The following is a 23,254-nucleotide window of genomic DNA, read 5'->3' on the forward strand; positions in this document are numbered from 1 at the left end:
TCTCCTCACCGGTAGAGCAGGTCGATCGACTCGGCGCGGATCCGCTCCTCGTCGACCTCGACGCCCAATCCAGGGGCGGTGGGGACCGTCGCGACGGCCTTGGTGATGCTCAGCCCGTCGACGTACAGATCGGTCAGCAGCTCCGGCCCGTTGAGCTCGGCGGGCAGGGCGAGCTCGAGCTGACTGAACACGTGCAGTGCGGCGGCGAACGCGACTCCGCAGTCGGTGAGGCCGCTGGCGAGGATCTCGAGACCGCCGGCGAGCGCGGTCTGGGCGGTTTTCAGGGCGTTGCGCAGGCCTCCGGACTTGCAGATCTTGACGACGACCAGGTCGGCGGCGTCGAGGCGGATCGCCCGGGCCAGGTCCTGGGCCGAGAAGCTGCCCTCGTCGATCGCGATCGGCAGGTCGATCAGCTCGCGCAGCCGCTGCATGGCGAGCGTGTCGGTGCTCGGCACCGGTTGCTCGATGCAATGCACGGTCCGGATCTGCGCCGTACGGTCGCGGAGCTGTTTGAGCGCCGCGGGGCGGTACGACTGGTTGGCGTCGAGCCACAGCGGTTTGCCACCGGCAACTTCGGCGACGGTCTCGATCGCCGTGGTGTCGGCGTCCAGGTCACCGCCGATCTTGACCTTGTACGCCGCATAGTCCGACGACTGCAGCGCATGCTCACGAACGGCGTCCGGGTCGCCGACCCCGATGGCGGAGCAGAGCGGAATCTCGTCGTACACCTTGCCGCCGAGCAGTGCGTGCACCGGGACGCCGGCGAGCTTGCCGGCCGCGTCGTGCATCGCGACGTCGACCGCGGCACGGGCGAACGGGAAGCCGTTCGAGACCGCCGGGCTGAGTCGCTTGGCGGCGCGCTGGTGGAACAGCTCGACGTCGAACGGCGTGAGTTCGAGCAGGATCGGTGCGAGGTGCCGGCGGATGACGACCGCCATCGTCTCGGCGGTCTCGTAGCTCCAGCTCGGCAGCGCGCGCTGCTCGCCCCATCCGACGACGCCGTCCTCGGTGGTGAGCTTCACGAAGATCACCGCGCCGGCCTGGTCGGGCGCTGCGTCGGGTGCGCCGACCGCGCCGCTGCCCAGCACGAACCGGCGGGCGAACGGGACGGCGACGGGGAAGACCTCGACCTGTGTGATGCGGGACATGGCGGTCCTTTCAGGCGGCGATCGACCAGACGGCCGGGTCGACGAAGCTCGGTCCGCGGGTCCCGTCCTCGAGCCACCGCAACGCGTCCTCGAGCACGTAACCGGCCAGCGCGAGGTGACCCTCGGCGGTGTCGCCCGCGACGTGCGGGGTGAGCAGCAGGTTCGGGCAGGCCAGCGTCGAGGCGTCGAACGTCGGCGGCTCCGGGTCGTAGACGTCCAGAGCGGCGTAGATCCGGCCGTCGAGCGCGTGGTCGAGCAGCGCCTGCTGATCGATCGCCGGGCCCCGGGACGAGTTCACCACGACCGCGCCGTCGGGCAGGTTCGCGATCAGCTCGCGGGTGATCATGCCCTTGGTCTCCGGAACGTTCGGGACATGGATGCTGAGGAACTGAGCGCCGGCGGCGTCTTCGAGCGTCGTCGTCCGGACGCCCAGCTCCGCGGCGCGCTCGGCCGACAGATACGGGTCGTAGACGGCGATGTCGCAACCGAACGGCTTGAGCAGGGTGATCAGCGCCCGGGCCGTGCTGCTGGCGCCGATGATGCCGACCTTCGCGCCGGCCACCTCGTGACCGCGGTACTCCGTCTGCTTCCACCCGCCGCTACGGATCGCACCGTCGAAGCGCGGCAGCCGCCGGGCCAGCGTCAGCATCGACGCGAGGCAGTACTCGCCGACGGACCAGGCGATCCGCGGGCCGGCCGAGAAGACGCCGACGCCCTGGTCCAGGATCACCGGGTCGATGAGGTTCTTGACCGTGCCTGCAGCGTGCGCGACGACTTTCGGCCCGTTGCCGTCCGGCCACAGTTCCTTGCCGAGGCGCGGCGTACCCCAGCTGGTCAGCAGGATGTCGGCGCCGGCGGCCAGGGACGGTACGGCGGCCGGGTCGAGTGCCGGAGGTTTCGCGAGCGAGCCAGGGCCCGCGGAGTGGTCGGCGGTTGCCCACACCACGTCGAAGCGGTCCTCGAGCAGTCGGCGGGTCTCCGCGTCGACCACGTCGGCGGCGCGTTCGGGGGAGATGAGGGCGGCGAGTTTCGGCACCGGGTGGGCTCCTTGTCGTTCGGCGTGCTCCGACGGTAGGCGCTTTCCGTTATGCAGGTCCAAGCCTCTTTTCGTATCGACCAATGCTGTGGTGGTATTGCCGCCATGGACCTGTCGCTGCAGCAACTGCGTGGATTCGTCGCTGTCGCCGAGGAACTGCACTACGGCCGGGCCGCGCAGCGCCTGAACCTGACCCAGCCGCCGCTGACCCGGCAGATCCAGGGCCTCGAACGAACCCTCGACGTCCGCCTCTTCGACCGCACCGGCCGCGGCGTCCGGCTGACCGCGGCCGGCGGAGTGTTCCTCGAGCACGCCCGCCGGGTGCTCGCCCTGCTCGACGTCGCACCCGAAGCGACCCGCCGCGCCGCCGACGGCACCACCGGGACGCTGCGGCTCGCCTTCACCGCGATCGGCGCGTACGCCGTGCTCGCGGACTTCCTCACGATGGTCGGGAAGCGGACGCCGGGCGTGACCGCCGAGCTGACCGAGCTGGTCAGTCCGGCGCAGTTCGAGGCACTGGCGAATCTCGAGATCGACCTCGGCCTGGTGCGACCGCCGATCCCGTCGCAGTTCGAGTCGTTACTCGTGCATTCGGAGGATCTCGTGCTCGCCGTACCGGCCGCGCATCCGTTGGCTGACGGCGACGGGCCGGTGTCGCTGGTCGACGCGACCGACGACTACATCGGGTACAGCCCCGAGGGATCGCAGTACCTGCACGACATCTGTGCGGCGATGATCGGGATGGACCGGTACGCCGTGAGCCAGTTGGCCTCGCAGGTGCCGACGATGCTCGCCCTGGTGCGGGCCGGTCTGGGCTGCGCGTTGATCCCGCGCTCGATCATGGCGATGCGGGTCGAAGGTGTCCGCTACCGCGAGCTGGATGCGGCCGACGCACACTCGGTGACGCTGCACGCCTGCTGGAGCCCCGACAACCCGAACCCGGCGCTGCAGCGACTGGCCGAGTCGCTGCGGGAAGATCCGCATCTCGCCACTTGACCTAGAGCGAGCTCTCATTCGTACGCTCGACGGTATGAGCGCACAACACAAGATCGGCTCGGGTTTCGGGCACGACAGCACCGCGGACGACGTCCTCGCCGGGATCGACCTGACCGGCAAGCTGGCGATCGTCACCGGTGGATACTCCGGTCTCGGTCTGGAGACCACCAAGGCGCTGGCGAAGGCTGGCGCGCACGTCGTCGTACCGGCGCGCCGCCCGGAGGTCGCGCGCGAGGCGCTCGGCGACGTGGCGGAGGTCGATGAGCTGGATCTGGGGGATCTGGAGAGCGTTCGCGCCTTCGCCGAGCGGTTCCTCGCGTCCGGGCGGCCGGTGGACATCATGATCGGCAACGCGGCGATCATGGCGTCGCCCGAGACGCGCGTCGGGCCGGGGTGGGAGGCACAGTTCGCGACCAACCACCTGGGGCACTTCGCGCTGGTGAACCGGCTGTGGCCGGCGATCGTCGCCGGCGGCGGCGCCCGGGTGGTGTCGGTGTCGTCGACGGGGCACCGGCGGTCGGACATCCGGTGGGACGACCTGGAGTTCCGGCAGGGGTACGACAAGTGGGCGGCGTACGGGCAGGCGAAGACCGCCAACGTGCTGTTCGCCGTCCAGCTCGATGCCCTGGGCAAGGACTCCGGGGTACGGGCGTTCGCGTTGCATCCGGGCGGGATCCTCACGCCACTGCAGCGGCACCTGACCCATGAGGAGATGGTCGGCTACGGCTGGATCGACGAGGACGGCACTCCGCACGGTGCGTTCAAGAGCCCGGAGCAGGGCGCGGCGACTTCGGTGTGGGCCGCGACGTCGCCTTCGTTGGAGGGCATGGGCGGCGTGTTCTGCGAGGACTGCGACGTCACGGAGGTGTCCACCGACGACGCTCCGGGCGTGCGGCCGTACGCGATCGATCCGGCGTCGGCGGCCCGGTTGTGGACGGTTTCCGCGGAGCTCACCGGGGTGAACGCGTTCGGGTAGGCTGGGCGTCGTTCGATCACGGGAGCCTCGTGGTTCGAAGGGGTTCTGTGTCTGTTTCTCCTGTTCCGGCTGTTGACCTCGGCGTGTTCGTCGAGCGGTTGCGCGCGTCCGGGTGCGTGTTCGCCGAGGACGAGGCCGAGTTGATCGTCGGCACCGCCCGGGACGCGGCCGAGGTCGCGGCGATGGTCGAGCAACGAGTCGCCGGGCTGCCGTTGGAGTACGTCGTCGGATGGGCGTCGTTCTGCGGGTTGCGGATCGGCGTCGATGCGGGGGTGTTCATTCCGCGACGGCGTACCGAGTTCCTGGTGGCAGAGGCGGTGAAGGTGACTGCGCCTCGGGACGTTGTGGTCGACCTCGGGTGTGGATCGGGCGCGCTGGGAGCCGCGGTCGCGGCCGAGCGTGAGGTGTCGTTGTACGCCGCCGACATCGAGCCGGCCGCGGTTCGGTGTGCGCGGCGGAATCTCGCGCCGTACGGCGGGACCGTGTACGGGGGCGATCTGTTCGCGGCGTTGCCGGCACGGTTGCGGGGCGCGGTCGACGTACTGCTGGCGAACGTTCCTTATGTGCCGACGGACGAGATCCGGTTGCTGCCGCCGGAAGCTCGGTTGTACGAGCCGCATGTGACGTTGGACGGCGGCCCGGATGGACTGGCGACGTTGCGGCGAGTGGCGGCCGGTGCTGTTGAGTGGCTGGCGCCGGGTGGGCACCTGTTCGTGGAGATGAGTGAGTGGCAGGCGCCCGTCGCTCACGCCGTGATGACCGAGTGCGGGTTGGACGCCGAGATCGTCACGGACGACGACCTCGGCGCCACCGTCGTCCACGGCATCAGACCCGGCGCTGGACGTGCAGCAGGTACTCGCGGCGGTTGAGCGGGTCGTGATCGGTGCGCGGACGGTTCGGGATCGATCCGGTCACGGGGTGGTAGCGCTCGAACGCCGACTCCAGCACGCCCTCGCCACGGGTGAGTGCGGGCAGTTGCTGCTCCAGGTCGTGGACGGCGGCCGCGGGGATTTCACCCTCCAGGGTTGAGGTTTCCGCGGCCAGGGCCGGGACCTGCGGGATCGCCCGCAGTTTCGTGAGGGCCGCGAGTACGGCGCGGGTCGTGTCGGTCGGGATCGCCAGCCGGAACCGGTGCATCGGCTCGTGCACCGACGTACCGGCCTCTTGGAGCGCGGTCATCAGGACCAGCGGGGTGAGGTTGCGGAAGTCGCCGGCGGTGCTCGACATGCTCTTGTCGAAGACGGCGTGCGCGTGACTCTGCCGGGCGGAGTACCCCGAGTGCGTCATGGAGACCCGGGCGTCGGGGATCTGCCAGCCGTGCAGCCCCTCGTGCAGCGTCTCGCGGACGGTCTCTTCGACGGCCTTGATGAACGCGTACGGCATCGAACCGAGCTCGACCTCCAACTGGAAGCTGACCCCGGCGTCGACCGGCGCGGGCTCGACGCGGAGGCCGACGGTGGCCAGGAACGGGTTCGCGTCCTTCTTGTTGAACTCGACGGCCGCGCCGGTACCGACGATCCGCTCGATGTGGATCGTGGTGGTCTCGCGGAAGTCGACTGCGATCCCGAAGTCGGTCGCCAGCGTGGCCTCGATGACTTCCTTCTGCACCTCGCCGTACAGGGAGACGTAGGTTTCCTGGCGGAGGTCGTCCTGGCGCAGGTTGATCAGCGGGTCCTGCTCGGCGAGCTGGGTGAGCGCGACACGGAGGTTGCCTTTGTCGGACAGCTTCCGCGCGGAAACCACCGTCTCCAGTGTCGGCGGGGCGAACGCGGCCGGCTGGGAAACTTGTGGTCGCTGGGTGGCACTTTTGTTCCCCGCCGCGTCTTTGGTCCCTACCGCGTCGCCGATCTGGATGTCGCTGAGACCCCAGACCTTCGCGATCTGACCAGCGTGTGCGGCGTGTGCGGGGGTGGGGCCACGGTCGTCGAACACCTGTAGCGCGGTGACCTTCGCGTCGCTCGTACCGAAGTGCACCCGGTCGCGGACCGCGATGGCGCCGGCGAACATCCGTACGTACGCGATCTTCTCGCCGGCCGGACCGCGTTCGACCTTGAAGACGGCGCCTTCGGTCGGCGCGTCGGTCGTGCGGGCGCGGGGGAGGAGGTCGCGGATGCCGTCAGCGAGGTCCGTGGTGCCGGCGCCCGTGATCGCGGATCCGAAGTACACCGGGTGGACGATCGCCTGGTGGGTCTGCGCGACGAGGGCGTTGTCGAGGGACAGCGGCTCGTTGTCGACGTACTGCTGGAGGAGGCGGTCGTCGTTCCTGGTGAGGGTGTCGAGGAGGGCGTCCTCCTGGACGATCGGTTTGAACGTCGCCTCGGGGGTGCCGAGGCGGGTCGCCTCGCCCATCGGGATGATCGCCGGCGTGAGTTTGGTGGCGAGTTGGCGGAGTACGGCGTCGTACTGCGCTCCGCGGCGGTCGATCTTGTTGACGAAGATCAGGGTGGGGATGTGCAGGCGCTGGAGGGTGCGCATCAGGACGCGGGTCTGCGCCTGGACGCCCTCGACCGCTGAGACGACCAGGACCGCGCCGTCGAGCACGCTCAGCGCGCGCTCCACCTCGGCGATGAAGTCCGGGTGCCCCGGGGTGTCGATCAGATTGACGGTGACCGGGTTGTCACCGGCGAGCGCGAACGACGCGACCGCCGACTTGATCGTGATCCCGCGCCGCCGCTCCAGCGCCAGCGAGTCGGTCTGGGTGTTCCCGTCGTCGACGCTCCCGACCTCGTCGATGACGCCGGCGGCGTAGAGCAGCCGCTCGGTCAGGCTCGTCTTACCGGCGTCGACATGCGCCAGGATCCCAAGATTCAGTACTTCCACGCAGCTTCAAGTCCTTCGAACAGGTGCCATTGGTTTCCGCGACAGACCTGAAGCGAGGTCGCATGACGAACTCCTTTGACGTGACACCTGTTCCGAACACCCCGAGTACACCAACTCCCTTCGACACCCGACAAACCATTTAGCCGACGGCTACACGATGGTTCCTGCCCTCAGCTGATGACGGTGCCGAGCTGGGTGCCGTTGAGGATGGATGCGGCGGCGCCGGGGCGGTCGATGTCGAAGACGTGGAGGGGGAGGTGGTGGTCGCGGGCGAGGATGAACGCGGACTGGTCCATCACGCCGAGGCCGCGGTCGATGACCTCGTCGTAGCTGAGGTGGTCGAAGCGCCGGGCGTCCGGGTGCTGGTTGGGGTCGGCGTCGTACACGCCGTCGGTGCCGTTCTTGGCCACCAGCAAGGCATCCGCGCCGAGCTCGACCGCGCGCTGGACCGACGGATAGTCGGTAGTGGTGAAGGGTTGTCCGTTGCCGCAGGCAAGTAAGACGATCGCGCCCTTCTCGAGGTGCCGCAGGGCGCGCAGACGGACATACGGCTCGGCGAGGTTGTTGATCGGGATCGCCGTCATCAGCCGCACCCCGTGCGCCCCGAGCGCCGCCAGCCGGCCGCGCAACAGCACCGCGTTGATGACCGTGCCGAGCATCCCGATGTTGTCCGCCTCGACCCGGTCGATGCCCCAGTCCGCGGACCGGTTCCCGCGGAACACGTTCCCGCCGCCCACCACGACCGCGACCTGTACGCCGGTGGCGCGCAGCGCGATCACCTCGGTCGCGAGATGGGTGAGGCGGTCGCTGCTGAAACCGAAGTCGTTCGGCCCGGCGATCGCCTGGCCGGAGAGCTTGAGGACGAGCCTGCGGTACATGCCGCTCCGTTCGATGAGTAGGCGGACGGCACGCGCGCACGTGATGGTCCGGGGCGGCGCACCGACTGCAGATCTATCACGGCGCGGACCGCCTCGTCCGCAGCCTCGAAGCGAGAACTGTCGGTGCCGGATCGTAGCCTCTGGTCAAGGAGGTACAGATGGTGACGGATGCGGGGTTGCCCGACTGGCGCAAGCTGGCCCAGGCGCTGCACGCGAGGTTCCTGATCGACTCGTACGCCGCGGGCGCGCGTTTCGTGGCGGCGGTGGGTGCGGCGTTCGCGACCAGCGCGGTCGTGCCCGAGTTGCGGCTCGGTCCGACGTACGTCGATGCGAGGAGCACGGACGAGGCGGTGGCGCGGCAGGTCAGTGACGTCGCCGTGGAGCACGGCCTGATCGCACAGCCGGGAGCCGTTGCGCAGGTGGAGATCGCGCTGGACACGCCTGATCGCGCAGCGATCGGTCCGTTCTGGGCGGCGGTCCTCACGGGTAGCACGGACGCGTTCCAGGGCAACGACGTCTGCGACCCGACCGGCCGCGTCGCCAACCTCTGGTTCCAGGGCACCGACCCGCACGAGCCGCCACGCCAGCGCTTCCACCTCGATCTGTGGCTCCCGCCCGAGATCGTCCCGTCGCGCATCAAGGCCGCGATCGCCGCGGGCGGGACGGTCGTGTACGACGACGAGGCGCCGGCGTTCATCGTTCTCGCGGATCCGCAGGGCAACAAGGTCTGTCTCTGCACGTCGGAGGGCCGATAAAGCAGAGGCCGATCGATGGTGGGCTCTGTTACGGTCGTGCTGACCGAGGAGGTGCGTGATGGCTTGCATGGTTATCCGGTTCCGCGCCAATCCCTCCTCTGCTGCTGCCCGCTGACGGGCTGACGGCTCTCTCTTCCGGACCGGTTGGTGCGTCGCGGCGTCTGGCCGCGGATCACGTGCGCCCTGATTCAGGCGCGCACTCCGTGCCGACCGAACCGGAGATTCCCCATGTCCTCCGTGGACACCCAACTGCACGCTGCCCTCGCGCGGGCGCTGAGCGGCGTACCGCACCAAGAACTGCGCCGGCGCGTCACTGCACTCTCGAAGCGCTATCGCACCGAGCAGATCACCGACACCACGCCCGGTATCAGCGACCCACTCGATGCCCTCGCGTACGCCGTCACTCGCATGCCCGCCACCTTTCGTGCCTTGCACGCCGCCCTCACGGAAGCTGAACGCCGGGTGGACTCGTCCTTCGCCACGCATCTGGATCTCGGTGGAGGCACCGGCGCGGCCGCCTGGGCCGCGGCCGCTCTCTGGCCGGCCATCAGAACCGAGATCATCGAACGCCAAAGCGCCGCCATCCACCTCGGCCGACAGTTGGCCATTGACGGCCCACGCGCCAAGTGGACAGCCGGAGACCTTCGCGACTGGAGCCCGCACGACCGGGTCGACCTGATCACGATCGGCTACGTGCTGAACGAGCTCACCGAAGACGCTCGCCGCGCCCTGATCCAGACCGCGGCACGCACCGCCACCACGGTCGTCCTCGTCGAACCGGGAACCCCGTGCGGCCACCGTCGTACTCTCGCGGCTCGCGATCTCCTGATCGAGCAGGGTTTCCGGATCGCGGCGCCCTGCCCGCACGCGGGACCGTGTCCGGTCGACTGGTGTCACTTCGCCGCGCGACTCCCGCGCACCGAACTCCATCGGGGATTGAAGAACGGCACCCGCAACTTCGAGGACGAGAAGTTCGCCTACCTGGTCGCGACGCGCTGCCCCGCACGACCGGCGCCGGCCCGCGTGGTCCGTAGACCTGTCCACCCGAAGAACCGGATCGTGCTCGACCTCTGCACCTCGGCCGGTACGGCGGAGCAGATCGTCGTCCCCAAGTCAGCCGCAACCTACCGCGCCGCCCGCCACACCACCTGGGGCGACGCCTGGCCGCCACCGTCCTGACCTTTCCACTACGAGCGGTTATCCCCTCGCACGAGGGGTTCTTCGTCGGTACACGATGGAAGAACCCCCTGCGCCGGGGGATAACCGCTCTCGTGTGGCGGCGCGGCCGGAACGAGATGTCAGCGCGCGATGTCGAGAACGCCGCGGCGACTCCGTCCCAGGGGTACGAGTCGGCACAATGGGCCGCGCGACAACGAAGGGGACCTCGGCAATGGCGATCCAACGGATGGACAACGTCGGCATCGTGGTGGACAGGGAGGGCGCGGTGGCGTTCTTCACCGAACTCGGTCTGGACCTGGATCGGCTCAGCTGAGACAGACAGGGAGAATCTGATGGCGAAGTATCTGTTGCTCAAGCACTACCGCGGTGGCCCGGCGCCCGCGGTCAACTGCGCGCCGATGGACCAGTGGACGCCGGAGGAGGTCGAGGCGCACCTGCAGTTCATGCGTGACTTCGGCGCTCGGCTGGAGAAGTCCGGCGAGTTCGTGGACGCGCAGGCGCTGATGCCGGACGGCGCGTTCGTGCGGTACGACGGCGAGGGGCGACCGCCCGTGACCGACGGGCCGTTCGTCGAGACCAAGGACCTGATCGCCGGGTGGTACATCATCGACGTCGAGTCATGGGACCGTGCGGTCGAGCTGGCGGGGGAGTTGTCGGCAGCTCCCGGACCTGGCGGCAAGCCGCTCCATGAGTGGCTGGAGGTCCGGCCGTTCTGGAGCGAGCAGCCGACGGTCACCGAGTGAACGAGTCGTTGCTGCGGGACCTCGTACCCGCGGTGATCGGTGTCCTCGTCCGGCGCGGAGCAGACTTCGCGTCGGCCGAGGACGCTGTCCAGGAGGCGTTGGTCGAGGCCGTCCGCGGGTGGGGCGACGAACCGCCGCAGGATCCCAAGGGCTGGCTGGTGACCGTGGCGTGGCGCAAGTTCGTCGACGCGACCCGCTCCGAGACCTCGAGGCGGCGCCGCGAGGAACGCATCGAGAGCGAGCCCGGGCCTGGGCCGGTCGAGTCGTCGGACGACACGTTGCAGTTGTACTTCCTGTGCGCGCACCCGTCGTTGACCCCGGCGTCGTCGGTCGCGCTCACGCTGCGCGCCGTCGGCGGTCTGACCACGCGTCAGATCGCTCAGGCCTATCTCGTCCCGGAGTCGACGATGGCGCAGCGGATCAGTCGCGCGAAGCGGACGGTCGCGGAGGTCCGGTTCAATCAGCCGGGCGATGTCGCGACGGTGCTGCGCGTGCTCTATCTGGTCTTCAACGAGGGGTACTCCGGTGACGTCGACCTCGCCGCGGAGGCGATCCGGCTGACTCGTCAGCTGGCGGCGATGATCAGCCATGAAGAGGTGGCGGGGCTGCTCGCGCTCATGCTGCTCCACCATGCTCGGCGACCCGCGCGGACGGGGCCGGACGGCAGGCTTGTGCCGCTGGTCGAACAGGATCGCGGTCTGTGGGACACGCGGCTGATCGCCGAGGGCGTCGACGTGCTGCAGACGGCGCTCGCCCGTGATCGGCTGGGCGAGTTCCAGGTGCAGGCCGCGATCGCCGCGTTACACGACGACGCGCAAACGGCTGAGGAGACCGATTGGGTGCAGATCGTCGAGTGGTACGACGAGTTGGTGCGCCTCACCGACAGCCCGGTCGCGCGGCTGAACCGGGCTGTCGCGGTCGGCGAGGCGGATGGTCCGCGGGCCGGCCTGGCCGCGCTGGCGGATCTGGATCCGTCGCTGCCCCGCCGCGCTGCCGCCATGGCGTACCTGCATGAGCGGGACGGTGATCTCGTCAGCGCGGCGCAGTTGTACGCCGAGGCCGCTCAAGCAGCACCCAACCTCGCCGAACGAGACCACCTCACCAGACAAGCCGCCCGCCTCAACGCTCAACTCCGAAGCTGATTCCCCACAGGCATCAGGCCGCGCGGCTCAGCGCTCGGTTTCGCCGGGATGGACGCTCAGAGTTCGTACCCGCCGGAGGCTTCGACGGTTTGGGCTGTGATCCAGCCGGCGTCGGGGGAGCCGAGGAAGGCGATCACCGTGCCGAGGTCGTCGGGTTCGCCGATGCGGCCGAGGGCGGTGCGGCCGGCGATCGGTGGGATGAGCTCGGGGTGCTGCGCGAAAGCGTCGTCGCCGAGCCGCGTCCGGGTGACGCCGGGTGCGACCGCGTTGACGCGGATCCCGCGGGCGCTGAGCTCCTTCGCGAGGTAGCGGGTGAGCACGATCTGCGCACCCTTCACGCTGGCGTAGACGGAGTACCCCGGGGTCGGGCGCGCGGTGGGCAGCGCGGACGTGCTGGTGGTGTAGACGATCGAGCCGTTGTCGGCGAGCAGGGGGAGGAGGGTCTGGGTGAGGAAGTACGGGCCTTTGAGGTGGACGGCGATCATCTGATCGAACAGGTCCTCGGTCGTGTCCTCGAACATCACCGGCGGCTGTCCGACGCCGGCGTTGCTGACGAGGAAGTCGAACGAGGTCCGGCCCCAGTTCTCGAGTACGCCGGTGAGCGCGGCGCGGAACTCGCCGAAGGTGTCCGGGCGACTGACGTCGAGCGGCAGCGCAACCGCCGTACCGCCGTCCTTCTCGATGCGTTCGACGGTCTCGAGGGCGCGGTCACGGCCGCCGCGGTACGTGACGACGACGGCAGTACCGCGCTTGGCGAGCTCGAAGGCGGCGCTCTGGCCGATGCCGGAGCTTCCGCCGGTGATCACAGCGATTTGCATGATCGTGCACAACTCCTACTGGGTGGGTAACGGGTGCGTCTCCAGTAGACGTGTGAAGGTTGACGAGGTGGTAGATCGATCCTCGCTCAGACTTGCACGATCCTGCCGACATCGCGGCTCGGCGGGGTGCCGAACTCGCGCCGGTACTCGCGACTGAACTGCGACGGGCTGTCGTACCCGACGGCGTACCCGGCGCTCGTCACGTCCTCTCCCAGGCCGACGACGCGCAGCCGCGCCTCGTGCAGCCGGATCTTCTTCTGGAACTGGATCGGGGTCAGCTCGGTGACCGTGCGGAAATGCCGGTGGAAGGCCGACGTACTCATGCCGGCCATCGCCGCGAGGTCCTCGACGCGGAACGGCTCGGTGTAGTGGTCGCGGATCCAGCGGATCACCCGGGCGACATGCGAGAGGCTGCTGTCGGCGAGCCCGATCTCCCGGACGGCGGCACCTTGCGGGCTCCGGAGCAGGCGCCAGAGGATCTCCCGCTCGACCAGTGGCGCGAGTACGGCGGCGTCGTCCGGGGTGTCGACGAGGCGGAGCAGACGCACCATTGCGTCGATCAGTTCGGCGGAGGCGCGGCTCACGCCGAGGCCGCGGACCGGACCGCCAGGTTTCTCCGCCGAATCGAGCAGCAGTGACGCGATCATCTCCGGCCGTAGCTCGAGCCCGGCTCCGAGGCACGGGGTGCTCGGCGAGGCCTCGACGAAATGTCCTGTCACGGGGAGGTCGACCGAGACCACGAGGTAGTCGCCGGCGCCGTACTCGAAGACCTGCTCGCCGAGCGCGAGCCGCTTCCGGCCCTGCGCCACCAACGCGAACGTCGGCGAAGCCAGCCCAGCCGTCGGCGGCGTCGGCGCATCCACCACCGACACCAGCAGCCCGTCGATCACCCCCTCACGTCCGGCGGCGCGCACGATCAACTCCCGCAACTCGTCCATAGAACTCCCAGGCTAGGCCGGTCGCTGCACGTACGCCTGCTTCTCGTCCGGATCGAATCCGCAACGGCGATAGAAGGCATGCGTCGCCGGAGTCTGCGAGCCCGTCATCAGCATCACCTTGTAGCACCCGGCATCCCACGCAGCCTCCAGCGTCGCGGCCATCAGCTGCTTCCCAAGACCAGATCCTCGACGGCCCTCGTCGACCACGACGTTCTCGATCACGGCGTACGGCGCTCCGCCGCGGGTGAGGTTCGGGATGAGGTTGAGGTAGGTCGTCGCGACCACCTCACCGTCGTCCTCGAGCACGTGCAGCTGGAGACCGGGTGTGCTGAGGATCGTCGCGAAGATCTCGTCGGCCGCGGTGTCGGCGAGCTGTGGATCCTTCGGGTGCAGTTGTGCGTAGAGGCGACGGATCGCGGCGAGGTCATCGGGGGCGGCCTCGCGGACGTGTCTAGGCATGCGGGATCTGCTCCACGAGTAGGCAGAACGGGTGGCCTGCGGGGTCGGCGAGGACGTAGAGCGGTTCGGACCCGTCCCCGGTCCGGTCGAGCAACAGGGTCGCACCGAGCTCCTCGGCGCGTTCGCGATGGCGGCGGAGTTCGTCGAGGGACGGTACGGCGTAGTCGAGGTGCAGCTGCATCGGTACGTCGGGCGATGGCCAGGTGGAACGTTTGAGCACGTCGACCCGCTGGATCGCGAGCTGCCGGTGGCCGTCGTCGTCGACCAACACCAGCCAATCCGCGTCATCCGTCGTACCGTCGCTCGGTGGCTCGTCTCCGGGCCGGTACCGCAGCCCCAACAGCACCCGGTAGAACTCGGCCAGCCCGCGCGCGTCCGTCGTGTCCAGTGCTGTGTGCATCCGTCGCGGGTAACTGTCCATGAGCGTCACCCTAGGCGGTGCGGAACGAGCGCCGGTAGGTGTCCGGAGGTACGCCGACCACGCGCTTGAAGTGCCGCCGCAGCGTGGTCGCCGTACCCAGGCCCGCGGCCGTGGCGACTGCCTCGATCCCGTCGTCGGTGGCTTCGAGCAACTGCTGGGCTCGCCGCACTCGCTGAGTCAGCAACCACTGCAATGGCGTCTGACCGGTCACCGCACGGAACTGCCGCCCGAGGTGTCGCGGGCTCGTGTTCGCCCGTCGCGCCAGATCCGTCACCGTCAACGGCTGGTCCAACCGTTCCTCGGCCCACGCGAGCAACTGCGCGAGTCCGTGATCGCCACTCACCTGCACCGGCGTCGCCACGAACTGCGCCTGCCCGCCGGCCCGATGCGGCGGTACGACGAGCCGCCGCGCGACCGTGTTCGCGACCGTCGCCCCGTGGTCGAGATGGATCAGATGCAGACACAGATCGACCGCCGCCGCCTTCCCGGCCGCTGTCAGCACCTTCCCGTTGTCGGTGTACAGCACGTCCGGATCCACCTCCGCCTCCGGAAACCGAGCTGCCAGTACGTCGGTGTGCGCCCAGTGCGTCGTCGCCCGCCGCCCGTCGAGCAACCCGGCCGCGCCCAGCACGAACGCGCCGGTACACAACGACGCGATCCGCGCGCCCGCGTCGGCCGCGACTCGCACCGCCGCCACCAGTTCGTCCGGCAGCGGCTCGTCGACATCCGCGACAGCCGGCACCAGCACGGTGTCCGCGGCCGCGATCCAGGCCAGCGACTCCGACGGCTCCACCACGAACGGCCCGACCTGCACCGGCCCCGGTCCACACAGTCGTACGTCGTACCACCCGTCGACCCCGAGTGGTGGGTTGCCGAAGATCTCGTACGCGATCCCGAGCTCGAAGTGCAGCAGGCGCCCGGCGGTCGCCAGCGCGACGGTGTGCATGTCCGAAAGTGTACGGCTGGTGTCGTTCCGGACTCTCACGGTCTCGTCCCGCGGCGGCCCAGACTCGAGCCTATGAACGCCATCGTGGTCTACGGAGCCACCGGTCACACCGGCCGGTTCGTCGTCGAGGAGCTGCTCCGGCAGGACCTCCCCACCATCGTGTCCGGCCGGAACGCCGCGACCCTCGAACAGCACTGGAGCGACCTCGAGATCCGGGCGGCCGCCGACGATGACCCACGCGGCCTCGACCAGGCGCTGAAGGACGCCGCTGCCGTGATCAACTGCGCCGGGCCGTTCGCGCTCACCGCCGAACCGCTCATCGAGGCGGCCGCCCGCGCGCGGATCCCATACGTCGACGTCGCGGCTGAGATCGAGGCGAACGCCGCCACGCTCGCGAGGAGCAGCACGACCCCGGTCGTCCCGGCGATGGCGTTCTACGGCGGACTCGGTGACCTGCTGGCGACGGCGGCCCTGGGGGAGGAGACCAGCGCACCCGCGGTCCACGTCGCCTACGGCCTCAGCAGCTGGCACCCGACACCGGGGACCCGCGTAGCCGGGCAGGTCTCACACGACCGCCGCAGCGGTCGGCGAGTCCGGTTCGCCGAGGGTGGGCTGCGATATCACGACGACCCGCCGGTTCAGCAGGACTGGACGTTCCCGGGGCCGCTCGGCCGGCGTCGCGTGATCGCCGAGTTCAGCATGGCCGACATCGTGACCATTCCGAGCCATCTCGCCGTACCCGAGGTGCGCACGTACATGACGCTCGAGGCGGCCGGTGATCTCGCGGACGCGTCCACCCCGGCGCCGGCGGCCGTCGACGAGCACGGGCGGTCGGACCAGACCTTCGTGGTCGATGTCCGCGTCGGCGACCTGCGGGCGAGCGCCGCGGGCCAGGACATCTACGCGATCTCGGCCCCGCTGGCCGTCGGCGCCGTACGGCGGATCCTCGGCGGGCAGACGCGGTCGTCCGGAGTGGCGTCGGCCGGCGCGATGTTCGACGCGGCCGAGTTCCTCAGCGATTTGCCACTGGCGCTCGACCTGCCGTAAATCGGTTCCCTCCGGAAGAATGGTGGCCTAGCCCACTCTCGGGCCCACTCTCAGCCGGAGGCCGCCCCGCCATGACCGACTTCCGCCCGTCCCGCCGTGACGTCCTCCGCCTCACCGCCGCCGGTGCCGTGGCGGCGGGAGGTCTGACCGCGCTCCCGGCGTACGCCGACGCCATCGACTACACGGCTCGCCAGACCTTCGACGACTGGGACCGCCTCTTCCAGCAGGGCGGTCCCGGTCAACCCGACCAGCCGAACGACAACACCAACCGCGACGGCCGCTCCGGGATGCTCGCGTGGAGCCAGTCGTATGTACTGCTCGGGCTGGTCCGGATGTACGAGAGATACCGCGACACGTACTACCTGGACCGCCTCGTCGACAACATCGACCAGGTGCTCGCGGTCCGCGACAGCGTCCGTGGGGTCAAGGACTACCGCGGTCTGTCGCAGCCGGCCTGGCGCGCCGACCATCCGTACACCACCGGCTACGCGACCCTTGCCGACAGCAACGGTCAGCCGCTGCTCGACCTGCGCGAAGCGCTCTCGTACGCCGAGGACACCACGGTGACCGTCACCGCCGGGACCCGTCCGGACACCTTCACGTTCAAGCTCGTCAACACCTTCGTCAACCGGACGGTCACGCTCACCGATCTGTCGCTCGACCCAGCGAGTCCGGATTACGCGGTGACCCGGATCTACACGGCCGCTCCCGGGCCGCTCCAGCTCACCGCCGCCGACCGGCGGCCGGCTCCGCGCGCAGGCGACGTACCGCGGCCCGGCGCGTATGACATGCAGTGCGAGCCGGTGATCTTTGCGGTGCACACCGGCATGATCACGTACCCGATCGCAAGCTTCGTGCGGATCGTCCTCGGCTCGCCGCCGCTGCGCCGCCGGTATCAGAGCAAGGCGGCCGAGTACCTGACCGCGTGCCGCGAGGCTGTCGCGGTGCACGACTGGGAGTACCGCGACGGCGGCTACCTGATCTGGCCGAAGGGCCAGCCGCTCGCGTACGACGGGTGCGAGCAGCCGATCAACCAGTCGGTGGGGCTTGGCCAGACCTTGGTCGAGCTCGCGCTGATCACCGGGGACCGCGGGTACCGGGAGAAGGTCGCGGCGATGGGGCGGATGCTCGCCGGCCAGCTCGTGGCCGACGCCGGGGACGCGTACCAGTGGCACTACTGGCCGATGGGCGGGCACATCTACGAGGGGTTCGCGAAGACCGGCGACCCGGCGACGGACCTGTCGATCTTCACGCCCTCCGGCGGTCCGGCGCGGCAGTTCGAGGACATCAGTCATGGGGCGATCGACGTCGAGTTCGCCGTCCGGGCGTTCCGCGCGCGACTCGCGTTCGACGGACGCGACATGGCACGGATCGCGCGGACGTTCACGCAGAACGTCGCCACCACGGACGCCGACGGACTGCCCGCCGTACACACCACTGTCGCCGGCGGCGCGATCGGCGCGGCCTCGGTCGCCCACCAGGCCCCGCGCTGGATGCAGGCGAGCCCGTGGGACCCGCAGGTGCACGCCCACTGCCTCGCCCTCTACAACCGGTACCAGCCAACCCCGGAACGCGACGGCCAACAGGCGATCGGCTTCGGCTGGCTCCTCGCCAACGTCGCCTACCTCAACTGGGCGGCCCGATGAAAACTTTTGGTCGGGCGACCGGCAGCTGACGCGGCAGGCATGACTTCGGTTCGGTCGCATGGCAGGATTTCTACCGTGAGTAGTGGAACGACCGATGCGCAGCGCCTCGAGGACCTGGCGCGGCTGCGGCGTGTGAAGGACCGGATCGACCGGGAGTACGCGCAGCCGCTCGACGTCGAGGCGCTCGCCCGCGGCGCGCACATGTCGGCCGGGCACCTGAGCCGGGAGTTCAAACGCGCTTACGGAGAGTCGCCGTACGGGTATCTGATGACGCGCCGGATCGAGCGCGCGATGATGCTGCTGCGGCGCGGCGGGATGAGCGTCACCGACGTCTGCTTCGCGGTCGGCTGCCAGTCGCTCGGCACGTTCAGCACCCGGTTCACCGAGCTGGTCGGGATGCCGCCGAGCCAGTACAAGGACCGTGCCGCGGACGCGACGGTCGGCATCCCGTCGTGTGTAGCGAAACAGGTCACGCGACCGATCAGGAATCGAGAAGCATCCACGCCGTCCGGCACGTAACGTGACGCCATGAGCCTGAAGATCCTGAGCAGTTTCCTGCCACATACCGACCCCGAGGCGTCTCTGAAGTTCTACCGCGACCTGCTCGGCTTCGAGGTCCGGATGGACGTCGGGTACGAGGGGATGCGCTGGATCACGGTCGGCCCGCCCGGGCAGCCGGACACCTCGATCGTGCTCACCCCGCCGGCCGTCGACCCCGGCCTGACCGACGACGAGCGGAAGACCATCCTCGAGATGATGGCCAAGGGAACCTACGCCACCGTCGTGCTCCAGACCGACGACCTGGACGGTCTGTTCGAGCGCCTGCAGGCCACCGACGCCGAGGTGATCCAGGAACCGGTGGACCAGCCGTACGGCGTGCGCGACTGCGCGTTCCGCGACCCGGCCGGCAACCACGTCCGGATCAACCAGGCCATCTGACCGACCCTCGGAGAGAGACACAGACATGAGCCGTGACGACCATGTTGCCGACAGCCACGACCTGATCAGGGTCACCGGCGCCCGGGTGAACAACCTGAAGGATGTCAGCGTCGAGATCCCGAAGCGCCGGCTGACCGCGTTCACCGGGGTGTCCGGTTCGGGGAAGAGCTCGCTGGTGTTCGGCACCATCGCGGCCGAGTCGCAGCGGCTCATCAACGAGACGTACAGCGCGTTCGTCCAGGGCTTCATGCCGAACCTGGCCCGCCCCGAGGTCGACGTACTCGACGGGCTGACCACCGCGATCATCGTCGACCAGGAGCGGATGGGCGCCAACCCACGCTCCACCGTCGGTACGGCGACCGACGCGAACGCGATGCTCCGGATCCTGTTCAGCCGGGTCGCCAAGCCGCACATCGGCCCGCCGACGGCGTACTCGTTCAACGTCCCGAAGCGGACCGCGACCGGTTCGATGACGGCCGACAAGGGCGCGGGGGAGAAGAAGGTCGTCCGCGAACAGGTGTACGCCGGCGGCATGTGCCCGCGCTGCGAGGGGATGGGCGCGGTCACCGACTTCGACCTGACCGCGCTGTACGACGCGGAGAAGTCGCTGAACGAGGGCGCGCTGACGATCCCCGGCTACAGCATGGACGGCTGGTACGGGCGGATCTTCCGCGGCTCGGGATACTTCAACCCGGACAAGCCGCTGAAGAAGTACACCAAGAAGGAACTGCACGACCTGCTCTACCGGGAGCCGACCAAGATCAAGGTCGAGGGCATCAACCTCACCTACAGCGGCCTGATCCCGTCGATCCAGCGGTCGTTCCTGTCCAAGGACGTGGACGCGATGCAGCCGCACATCCGCGCCTTCGTCGAGCGGGCGGTGACGTTCACGACCTGCCCGGACTGCGGCGGCACCCGGCTCGGCGCGGAAGCGCGGTCGTCGAAGATCAACGGCAAGAACATCGCCGACCTGACCGCGATGCAGATCACCGACCTGGCCGACTGGATCCGCACGCTGAAGGAGCCGTCGGTCGCACCGCTGCTGAAGGCGCTGAGCGAGGCACTCGACTCGTTCGTCGACATCGGCCTCGGGTACCTCTCGCTGGACCGGCCCGCGGGCACGCTGTCCGGCGGTGAGGCGCAGCGGACCAAGATGATCCGCCACCTCGGGTCGTCGCTGACCGACGTGACCTACGTGTTCGACGAGCCGACGATCGGTCTGCACCCGCACGACATCCAGCGGATGAACGAGCTGCTCCTGCAGTTGCGCGACAAGGGCAACACGGTCCTGGTCGTGGAGCACAAGCCGGAAACGATCGCGATCGCCGACCACGTCATCGACCTCGGTCCGGGCGCCGGATCCGGTGGCGGTCAGGTGGTGTTCGAGGGCACGCTCGACAAGCTGCGGTCCAGTGGAACACTGACCGGCCGGCACCTGGACGACCGCGCCTCGCTGAAGCCCACGGTGCGGTCCGCGACGGGTGCGCTGGAGGTGCGTGGGGCCTCGACGAACAACCTGCAGAACGTGAATGTCGACGTACCGCTCGGTGTGCTGGTCGTGGTGACCGGAGTCGCCGGGTCCGGGAAGAGCTCGCTGATCCGCGGGTCGATCGCCGACCGGGAAGGTGTCGTCGCGATCGACCAAGGGGCGATCCGTGGGTCCCGGCGGAGCAACCCGGCGACGTACACCGGTCTGCTGGACCCGATCCGGAAGGCGTTCGCGAAGGCGAACGGCGTGAAGCCGGCGCTGTTCAGCGCGAACTCCGAAGGCGCGTGCCCGGCGTGCAAGGGCGCGGGCGTGATCTACACCGAGCTCGGTGTGATGGCGACCGTCGAGTCCCCGTGCGAGGAGTGCGAGGGCAAGCGGTTCCAGGCCGCCGTCCTCGAGTACACCTTCGGCGGGAAGGACATCGCCGAGGTGCTCGCGATGCCGGTGTCCGAGGCGCTCGAGTACTTCGCCGACGGTGACGCGCGGACGCCCGCGGCGGAGAAGATCCTGGAGCGGCTCGCCGACGTCGGCCTCGGGTACCTCTCGCTCGGGCAACCGCTGACGACCCTGTCCGGCGGTGAGCGGCAGCGGCTGAAGCTGGCCACGCACATGGGGGAGAAGGGCGGGATCTACGTCCTCGACGAGCCCACCACCGGTCTGCACCTCGCCGACGTCGAGCAGCTGCTCGGGCTGCTGGACCGGCTCGTCGACGCCGGCAAGTCGGTGATCGTGATCGAGCACCACCAGGCCGTGATGGCGCACGCCGACTGGATCATCGACCTCGGCCCGGGCGCCGGTCACGACGGCGGCAAGGTCGTCTTCGAGGGCACACCTGCCGACCTGATCAAGAAGCCGAAGACCCTGACCGGGAAGCATCTCGCCGAGTACGTCTCCTGAATCAACGGCCTGAGTCGGGAACCGGTCAGGAATCGAGAAGCACCGGGTGCGGGGCGCGAAATAGCGTGGGAATCAGTAAACGTCAGGGGCTGCGGCCCACGAACCTGGAGTGACGCAATGACCACCACGCAAGGCGCCAAGACGATCCTGCACCCGGTGACCGACCTCGAGAAGGCGAAGCCCGTCTACACCGCGCTGCTCGGTGTCGAGCCGATGGCCGACTCGCCCTACTACGTCGGGTACGACGCTGAGGGCCAGCAGATCGGCCTGGTGCCGAACAGCGACATGACCTCGCCGATCGCGTACTGGCACGTGACCGACATCGAAGCCAAGATCAAGGACATCACCGCGGCCGGCGGCGCCCTGAAGGACGCGCCGAAGGACGTCGGCGGGGGCCGCCTGGTCGCCACGCTGACCGACCCCGACGGCAACGTTCTCGGCATCCTCCAAGACCCGTCCTGAGAAGGGTTCCGCCACATGTGCAATGTCCCGAGGCAGATCCGCGCCGCCGTGTACGGCGTACCCCGGCCGGACAGCACCGTCCAGCACGTGCTGTTCGACGCGGACGGCGTACTGCAGGAGATCCCTGGTGGCTGGTATGCGGCCATGGAGCCGTACCTCGGTGACCGGGCTCGGGACTTTCTGCACGAGACCTGGAAGGACGAGCTGCCGATGCTCGCCGGACAGGGCGACTATCTGCCGGTGCTCGCCACGACGCTCCGCAAGTACGGCGTGGCGGCACCGGTGGCCGAGGTGTACGACGCGGTGTGGAAGAACATCGTGCTGATCGAGGAGTCCCTCGCGGTGGTCCGGGCGCTGCGGCGCAACGGGTACGGCGTACACCTCGGGACGAACCAGGAGAGCTACCGCGGCGCGCACATGCGCACGGCGCTCGGGTACGACGACCTGTTCGACGTCAGCTGCTACTCGTACGACCTCGGCGTCGCGAAACCCGACCCGGCGTTCTTCACCCGCGCCGCCGACCGCATCGGCGCCGACCCGTCCACGATCCTGTTCATCGACGACACCGCGAAGAACGTCGACGCCGCCCGCACCGCCGGCCTCCCCGCCGAACAATGGACCTTCACCGAAGGCCACTCCACCCTCCACACCCTCCTCACCAAGTACGAGATCACCGCCCACCAGCCCTGATCGCCGACGACTGGCGCGGCGGCCGGTTGGGAAACAAAAGGTCGCTGGGTGGCATCTTTGTTCCCCACCGCCTCACCGATCTGGATGTTGCAGAGCGCCGGCGTCGGCCCAGGGCCGCGAGCTCTGGAACGGCAGAGGTGGAAACTCGATAGCTCGACCATCGCGTCTGCGAAAGACTCACCGCATGGACATCCGCCTCGCAGACCAAGCCGACCTGCCCCAGCTGACTCGTCTGCTCTGGCTCAACGCGTCCCTGGACCAGCGAGCCAACCAGACGATCGAGTCCTTCGAGGCCGACCTAGGCGCCTGGTGGTCCGCCCACGCCGACTCCCACCTCGCCTTCGTCGCCCGCTCAACCGATACCGACGACCTCATCGGTATGGCCTGGCTAGCTCTCGTCGCACGCCCGCCGAGACCCGACGCGATCAACCGCCGCTCGGCAGACATCCAAAGCGTCTTCGTCGAACCAGAACACCGAGGCAAAGGCATCGGCTCAGCACTCGTCCAAGCCGCATCCGACCACGCGTTGCACGTGGGCGCCAACCGAGTCACAGTCCATTCCGGCCGCAAAGCCGTCCCCGTCTACGAGCGCCTCGGCTTCACCTCATCCCGCCAACTCCTGCAAAACCAACCAGACGCCTAAACGCCGGCCCGGTCCCACGTTCTCCTGGCCGAGAGGCGACTGACATGACCGACGAAGCGCCATACGACGGTACTGATTTCTACTGTGATGTCGCGATCGTCGACCCGGCTCGGCTGCGTGTCGTCCACGTGGACGGGCGCGTCTAGCTTCGAACCAGATCGGCGTGCGTGCCGTCGTACCGACGAG

At 69.0% G+C, this 23,254-nt stretch carries 24 protein-coding genes; 15 read left to right on the top strand and 9 right to left on the bottom strand.

Annotated elements, in window-relative coordinates; genetic code table 11:
* Positions 1 to 5: 5 nt before the first annotated feature.
* Positions 6 to 1,148: a mandelate racemase/muconate lactonizing enzyme family protein gene (locus ACFYRH_RS25405; protein ID WP_387780075.1), complete on the bottom strand. Its 1,143-nt coding sequence runs from the start codon at positions 1,146 to 1,148 to the stop codon at positions 6 to 8.
* Between the two features lie 10 nt (positions 1,149 to 1,158).
* On the bottom strand, positions 1,159 to 2,184 hold the full coding sequence (locus ACFYRH_RS25410) for a hydroxyacid dehydrogenase (RefSeq protein WP_387780077.1): 1,026 nt from the start codon (positions 2,182 to 2,184) through the stop codon (positions 1,159 to 1,161).
* A gap of 105 nt (positions 2,185 to 2,289) precedes the next feature.
* On the opposite strand from ACFYRH_RS25410, the gene ACFYRH_RS25415 reads away from it, so the two are divergent.
* Genes ACFYRH_RS25415 through ACFYRH_RS25425 form a run of 3 tightly spaced genes read left to right on the top strand, consistent with a single transcriptional unit; the run spans position 2,290 to position 5,025 of the window.
* Entirely contained in the window at positions 2,290 to 3,180 is an 891-nt protein-coding gene (locus ACFYRH_RS25415) for a LysR family transcriptional regulator (protein ID WP_387780080.1), read from the top strand.
* A 34-nt stretch (positions 3,181 to 3,214) separates the two neighbouring features.
* A complete protein-coding gene (locus ACFYRH_RS25420) occupies positions 3,215 to 4,156 on the top strand; it encodes an SDR family NAD(P)-dependent oxidoreductase (protein WP_387780083.1) in 942 nt (313 codons plus the stop codon).
* A 47-nt stretch (positions 4,157 to 4,203) separates the two neighbouring features.
* Positions 4,204 to 5,025, top strand: coding sequence for a putative protein N(5)-glutamine methyltransferase (locus ACFYRH_RS25425; protein ID WP_387780086.1), 822 nt, complete (start codon positions 4,204 to 4,206; stop codon positions 5,023 to 5,025).
* Here the strand turns inward: ACFYRH_RS25425 and ACFYRH_RS25430 are convergent.
* Both ACFYRH_RS25430 and pyrH read right to left on the bottom strand, forming a co-directional pair.
* A complete protein-coding gene (locus ACFYRH_RS25430) occupies positions 4,982 to 6,976 on the bottom strand; it encodes a GTP-binding protein (RefSeq protein WP_387780089.1) in 1,995 nt (664 codons plus the stop codon). The genes ACFYRH_RS25425 and ACFYRH_RS25430 overlap by 44 nt on opposite strands.
* A 170-nt stretch (positions 6,977 to 7,146) precedes the next feature.
* On the bottom strand, positions 7,147 to 7,854 hold the full coding sequence (pyrH, locus tag ACFYRH_RS25435; RefSeq protein WP_387780092.1) for a UMP kinase: 708 nt from the start codon (positions 7,852 to 7,854) through the stop codon (positions 7,147 to 7,149).
* A gap of 158 nt (positions 7,855 to 8,012) precedes the next feature.
* Between pyrH and ACFYRH_RS25440 the strand changes: the two genes are divergently transcribed.
* The 4 genes from ACFYRH_RS25440 (at position 8,013) to ACFYRH_RS25455 (ending at position 11,673) form a co-directional block, all read left to right on the top strand.
* Complete coding sequence (locus tag ACFYRH_RS25440) at positions 8,013 to 8,609, top strand: VOC family protein (protein ID WP_387780095.1); 597 nt, start codon at positions 8,013 to 8,015, stop codon at positions 8,607 to 8,609.
* A 228-nt stretch (positions 8,610 to 8,837) separates the two neighbouring features.
* Positions 8,838 to 9,788 (top strand): small ribosomal subunit Rsm22 family protein, encoded by a 951-nt coding sequence (locus ACFYRH_RS25445; RefSeq protein ID WP_387780098.1) that lies wholly within the window; start codon positions 8,838 to 8,840, stop codon positions 9,786 to 9,788.
* A 332-nt stretch (positions 9,789 to 10,120) separates the two neighbouring features.
* Positions 10,121 to 10,531, top strand: a complete 411-nt coding sequence (locus tag ACFYRH_RS25450; protein ID WP_387780101.1) for a YciI family protein — start codon at positions 10,121 to 10,123, stop codon at positions 10,529 to 10,531.
* On the top strand, positions 10,528 to 11,673 hold the full coding sequence (locus tag ACFYRH_RS25455; RefSeq protein WP_387780104.1) for an RNA polymerase sigma factor: 1,146 nt from the start codon (positions 10,528 to 10,530) through the stop codon (positions 11,671 to 11,673). The genes ACFYRH_RS25450 and ACFYRH_RS25455 overlap by 4 nt, the downstream gene beginning before the upstream one ends.
* 56 nt (positions 11,674 to 11,729) lie before the next feature.
* Here ACFYRH_RS25455 and ACFYRH_RS25460 read toward each other — a convergent pair whose 3' ends face one another.
* From ACFYRH_RS25460 to ACFYRH_RS25480, 5 genes are all read right to left on the bottom strand, one after another.
* The gene (locus ACFYRH_RS25460; RefSeq protein ID WP_387780107.1) at positions 11,730 to 12,491 is read right to left on the bottom strand and encodes an SDR family NAD(P)-dependent oxidoreductase; all 762 of its coding nucleotides are present in this window, start codon (positions 12,489 to 12,491) and stop codon (positions 11,730 to 11,732) included.
* Positions 12,492 to 12,577: 86 nt separating this feature from the next.
* On the bottom strand, positions 12,578 to 13,429 hold the full coding sequence (locus ACFYRH_RS25465; protein WP_387780109.1) for an AraC family transcriptional regulator N-terminal domain-containing protein: 852 nt from the start codon (positions 13,427 to 13,429) through the stop codon (positions 12,578 to 12,580).
* Positions 13,430 to 13,441: 12 nt separating this feature from the next.
* Positions 13,442 to 13,888, bottom strand: a complete 447-nt coding sequence (locus tag ACFYRH_RS25470; protein ID WP_387780112.1) for a GNAT family N-acetyltransferase — start codon at positions 13,886 to 13,888, stop codon at positions 13,442 to 13,444.
* The gene (locus tag ACFYRH_RS25475) at positions 13,881 to 14,309 is read right to left on the bottom strand and encodes a VOC family protein (protein ID WP_387780115.1); all 429 of its coding nucleotides are present in this window, start codon (positions 14,307 to 14,309) and stop codon (positions 13,881 to 13,883) included. The genes ACFYRH_RS25470 and ACFYRH_RS25475 overlap by 8 nt, the downstream gene beginning before the upstream one ends.
* A gap of 10 nt (positions 14,310 to 14,319) precedes the next feature.
* The gene (locus ACFYRH_RS25480) at positions 14,320 to 15,255 is read right to left on the bottom strand and encodes a helix-turn-helix domain-containing protein (RefSeq protein WP_387780118.1); all 936 of its coding nucleotides are present in this window, start codon (positions 15,253 to 15,255) and stop codon (positions 14,320 to 14,322) included.
* A gap of 72 nt (positions 15,256 to 15,327) precedes the next feature.
* On the opposite strand from ACFYRH_RS25480, the gene ACFYRH_RS25485 reads away from it, so the two are divergent.
* From ACFYRH_RS25485 to ACFYRH_RS25520, 8 genes are all read left to right on the top strand, one after another.
* Positions 15,328 to 16,302 carry a saccharopine dehydrogenase NADP-binding domain-containing protein gene (locus ACFYRH_RS25485; RefSeq protein WP_387780120.1) on the top strand — a complete coding sequence of 325 codons (975 nt, stop codon included), beginning with the start codon at positions 15,328 to 15,330 and terminating at the stop codon, positions 16,300 to 16,302.
* A gap of 71 nt (positions 16,303 to 16,373) precedes the next feature.
* A complete protein-coding gene (locus tag ACFYRH_RS25490) occupies positions 16,374 to 17,948 on the top strand; it encodes a hypothetical protein (RefSeq protein WP_387780123.1) in 1,575 nt (524 codons plus the stop codon).
* 39 nt (positions 17,949 to 17,987) lie between these two features.
* Positions 17,988 to 18,467: a helix-turn-helix transcriptional regulator gene (locus ACFYRH_RS25495; protein WP_387780126.1), complete on the top strand. Its 480-nt coding sequence runs from the start codon at positions 17,988 to 17,990 to the stop codon at positions 18,465 to 18,467.
* A gap of 9 nt (positions 18,468 to 18,476) precedes the next feature.
* Positions 18,477 to 18,887, top strand: a complete 411-nt coding sequence (locus tag ACFYRH_RS25500) for a VOC family protein (protein WP_387780129.1) — start codon at positions 18,477 to 18,479, stop codon at positions 18,885 to 18,887.
* Between the two features lie 25 nt (positions 18,888 to 18,912).
* Positions 18,913 to 21,273, top strand: coding sequence for an ATP-binding cassette domain-containing protein (locus tag ACFYRH_RS25505; protein ID WP_387780132.1), 2,361 nt, complete (start codon positions 18,913 to 18,915; stop codon positions 21,271 to 21,273).
* Positions 21,274 to 21,390: 117 nt separating this feature from the next.
* A complete protein-coding gene (locus ACFYRH_RS25510; RefSeq protein WP_387780135.1) occupies positions 21,391 to 21,735 on the top strand; it encodes a VOC family protein in 345 nt (114 codons plus the stop codon).
* 15 nt (positions 21,736 to 21,750) lie between these two features.
* Positions 21,751 to 22,425, top strand: a complete 675-nt coding sequence (locus tag ACFYRH_RS25515) for an HAD family hydrolase (protein WP_387780138.1) — start codon at positions 21,751 to 21,753, stop codon at positions 22,423 to 22,425.
* A gap of 184 nt (positions 22,426 to 22,609) precedes the next feature.
* Positions 22,610 to 23,068 (top strand): GNAT family N-acetyltransferase, encoded by a 459-nt coding sequence (locus ACFYRH_RS25520; RefSeq protein ID WP_387780141.1) that lies wholly within the window; start codon positions 22,610 to 22,612, stop codon positions 23,066 to 23,068.
* Positions 23,069 to 23,254 lie beyond the last annotated feature (186 nt).

This window comes from Kribbella sp. NPDC004875 (assembly GCF_042873375.1).
Lineage (GTDB): Bacteria > Actinomycetota > Actinomycetes > Propionibacteriales > Kribbellaceae > Kribbella.

What these genes read in the sequence shown, in the direction of transcription:
- ACFYRH_RS25405 (WP_387780075.1), bottom strand. Translation starts at nt 1,148, where the DNA reads ATGTCCCGCATCACACAGGTCGAGGTCTTCCCCGTCGCCGTCCCGTTC.
- ACFYRH_RS25415 (WP_387780080.1), top strand. Translation starts at nt 2,290, where the DNA reads ATGGACCTGTCGCTGCAGCAACTGCGTGGATTCGTCGCTGTCGCCGAG.
- ACFYRH_RS25420 (WP_387780083.1), top strand. Translation starts at nt 3,215, where the DNA reads ATGAGCGCACAACACAAGATCGGCTCGGGTTTCGGGCACGACAGCACC.
- pyrH (WP_387780092.1), bottom strand. Translation starts at nt 7,854, where the DNA reads ATGTACCGCAGGCTCGTCCTCAAGCTCTCCGGCCAGGCGATCGCCGGG.
- ACFYRH_RS25440 (WP_387780095.1), top strand. Translation starts at nt 8,013, where the DNA reads ATGGTGACGGATGCGGGGTTGCCCGACTGGCGCAAGCTGGCCCAGGCG.
- ACFYRH_RS25445 (WP_387780098.1), top strand. Translation starts at nt 8,838, where the DNA reads ATGTCCTCCGTGGACACCCAACTGCACGCTGCCCTCGCGCGGGCGCTG.
- ACFYRH_RS25450 (WP_387780101.1), top strand. Translation starts at nt 10,121, where the DNA reads ATGGCGAAGTATCTGTTGCTCAAGCACTACCGCGGTGGCCCGGCGCCC.
- ACFYRH_RS25460 (WP_387780107.1), bottom strand. Translation starts at nt 12,491, where the DNA reads ATGCAAATCGCTGTGATCACCGGCGGAAGCTCCGGCATCGGCCAGAGC.
- ACFYRH_RS25465 (WP_387780109.1), bottom strand. Translation starts at nt 13,429, where the DNA reads ATGGACGAGTTGCGGGAGTTGATCGTGCGCGCCGCCGGACGTGAGGGG.
- ACFYRH_RS25470 (WP_387780112.1), bottom strand. Translation starts at nt 13,888, where the DNA reads ATGCCTAGACACGTCCGCGAGGCCGCCCCCGATGACCTCGCCGCGATC.
- ACFYRH_RS25475 (WP_387780115.1), bottom strand. Translation starts at nt 14,309, where the DNA reads ATGGACAGTTACCCGCGACGGATGCACACAGCACTGGACACGACGGAC.
- ACFYRH_RS25480 (WP_387780118.1), bottom strand. Translation starts at nt 15,255, where the DNA reads ATGCACACCGTCGCGCTGGCGACCGCCGGGCGCCTGCTGCACTTCGAG.
- ACFYRH_RS25485 (WP_387780120.1), top strand. Translation starts at nt 15,328, where the DNA reads ATGAACGCCATCGTGGTCTACGGAGCCACCGGTCACACCGGCCGGTTC.
- ACFYRH_RS25490 (WP_387780123.1), top strand. Translation starts at nt 16,374, where the DNA reads ATGACCGACTTCCGCCCGTCCCGCCGTGACGTCCTCCGCCTCACCGCC.
- ACFYRH_RS25495 (WP_387780126.1), top strand. Translation starts at nt 17,988, where the DNA reads ATGACTTCGGTTCGGTCGCATGGCAGGATTTCTACCGTGAGTAGTGGA.
- ACFYRH_RS25500 (WP_387780129.1), top strand. Translation starts at nt 18,477, where the DNA reads ATGAGCCTGAAGATCCTGAGCAGTTTCCTGCCACATACCGACCCCGAG.
- ACFYRH_RS25505 (WP_387780132.1), top strand. Translation starts at nt 18,913, where the DNA reads ATGAGCCGTGACGACCATGTTGCCGACAGCCACGACCTGATCAGGGTC.
- ACFYRH_RS25510 (WP_387780135.1), top strand. Translation starts at nt 21,391, where the DNA reads ATGACCACCACGCAAGGCGCCAAGACGATCCTGCACCCGGTGACCGAC.
- ACFYRH_RS25515 (WP_387780138.1), top strand. Translation starts at nt 21,751, where the DNA reads ATGTGCAATGTCCCGAGGCAGATCCGCGCCGCCGTGTACGGCGTACCC.
- ACFYRH_RS25520 (WP_387780141.1), top strand. Translation starts at nt 22,610, where the DNA reads ATGGACATCCGCCTCGCAGACCAAGCCGACCTGCCCCAGCTGACTCGT.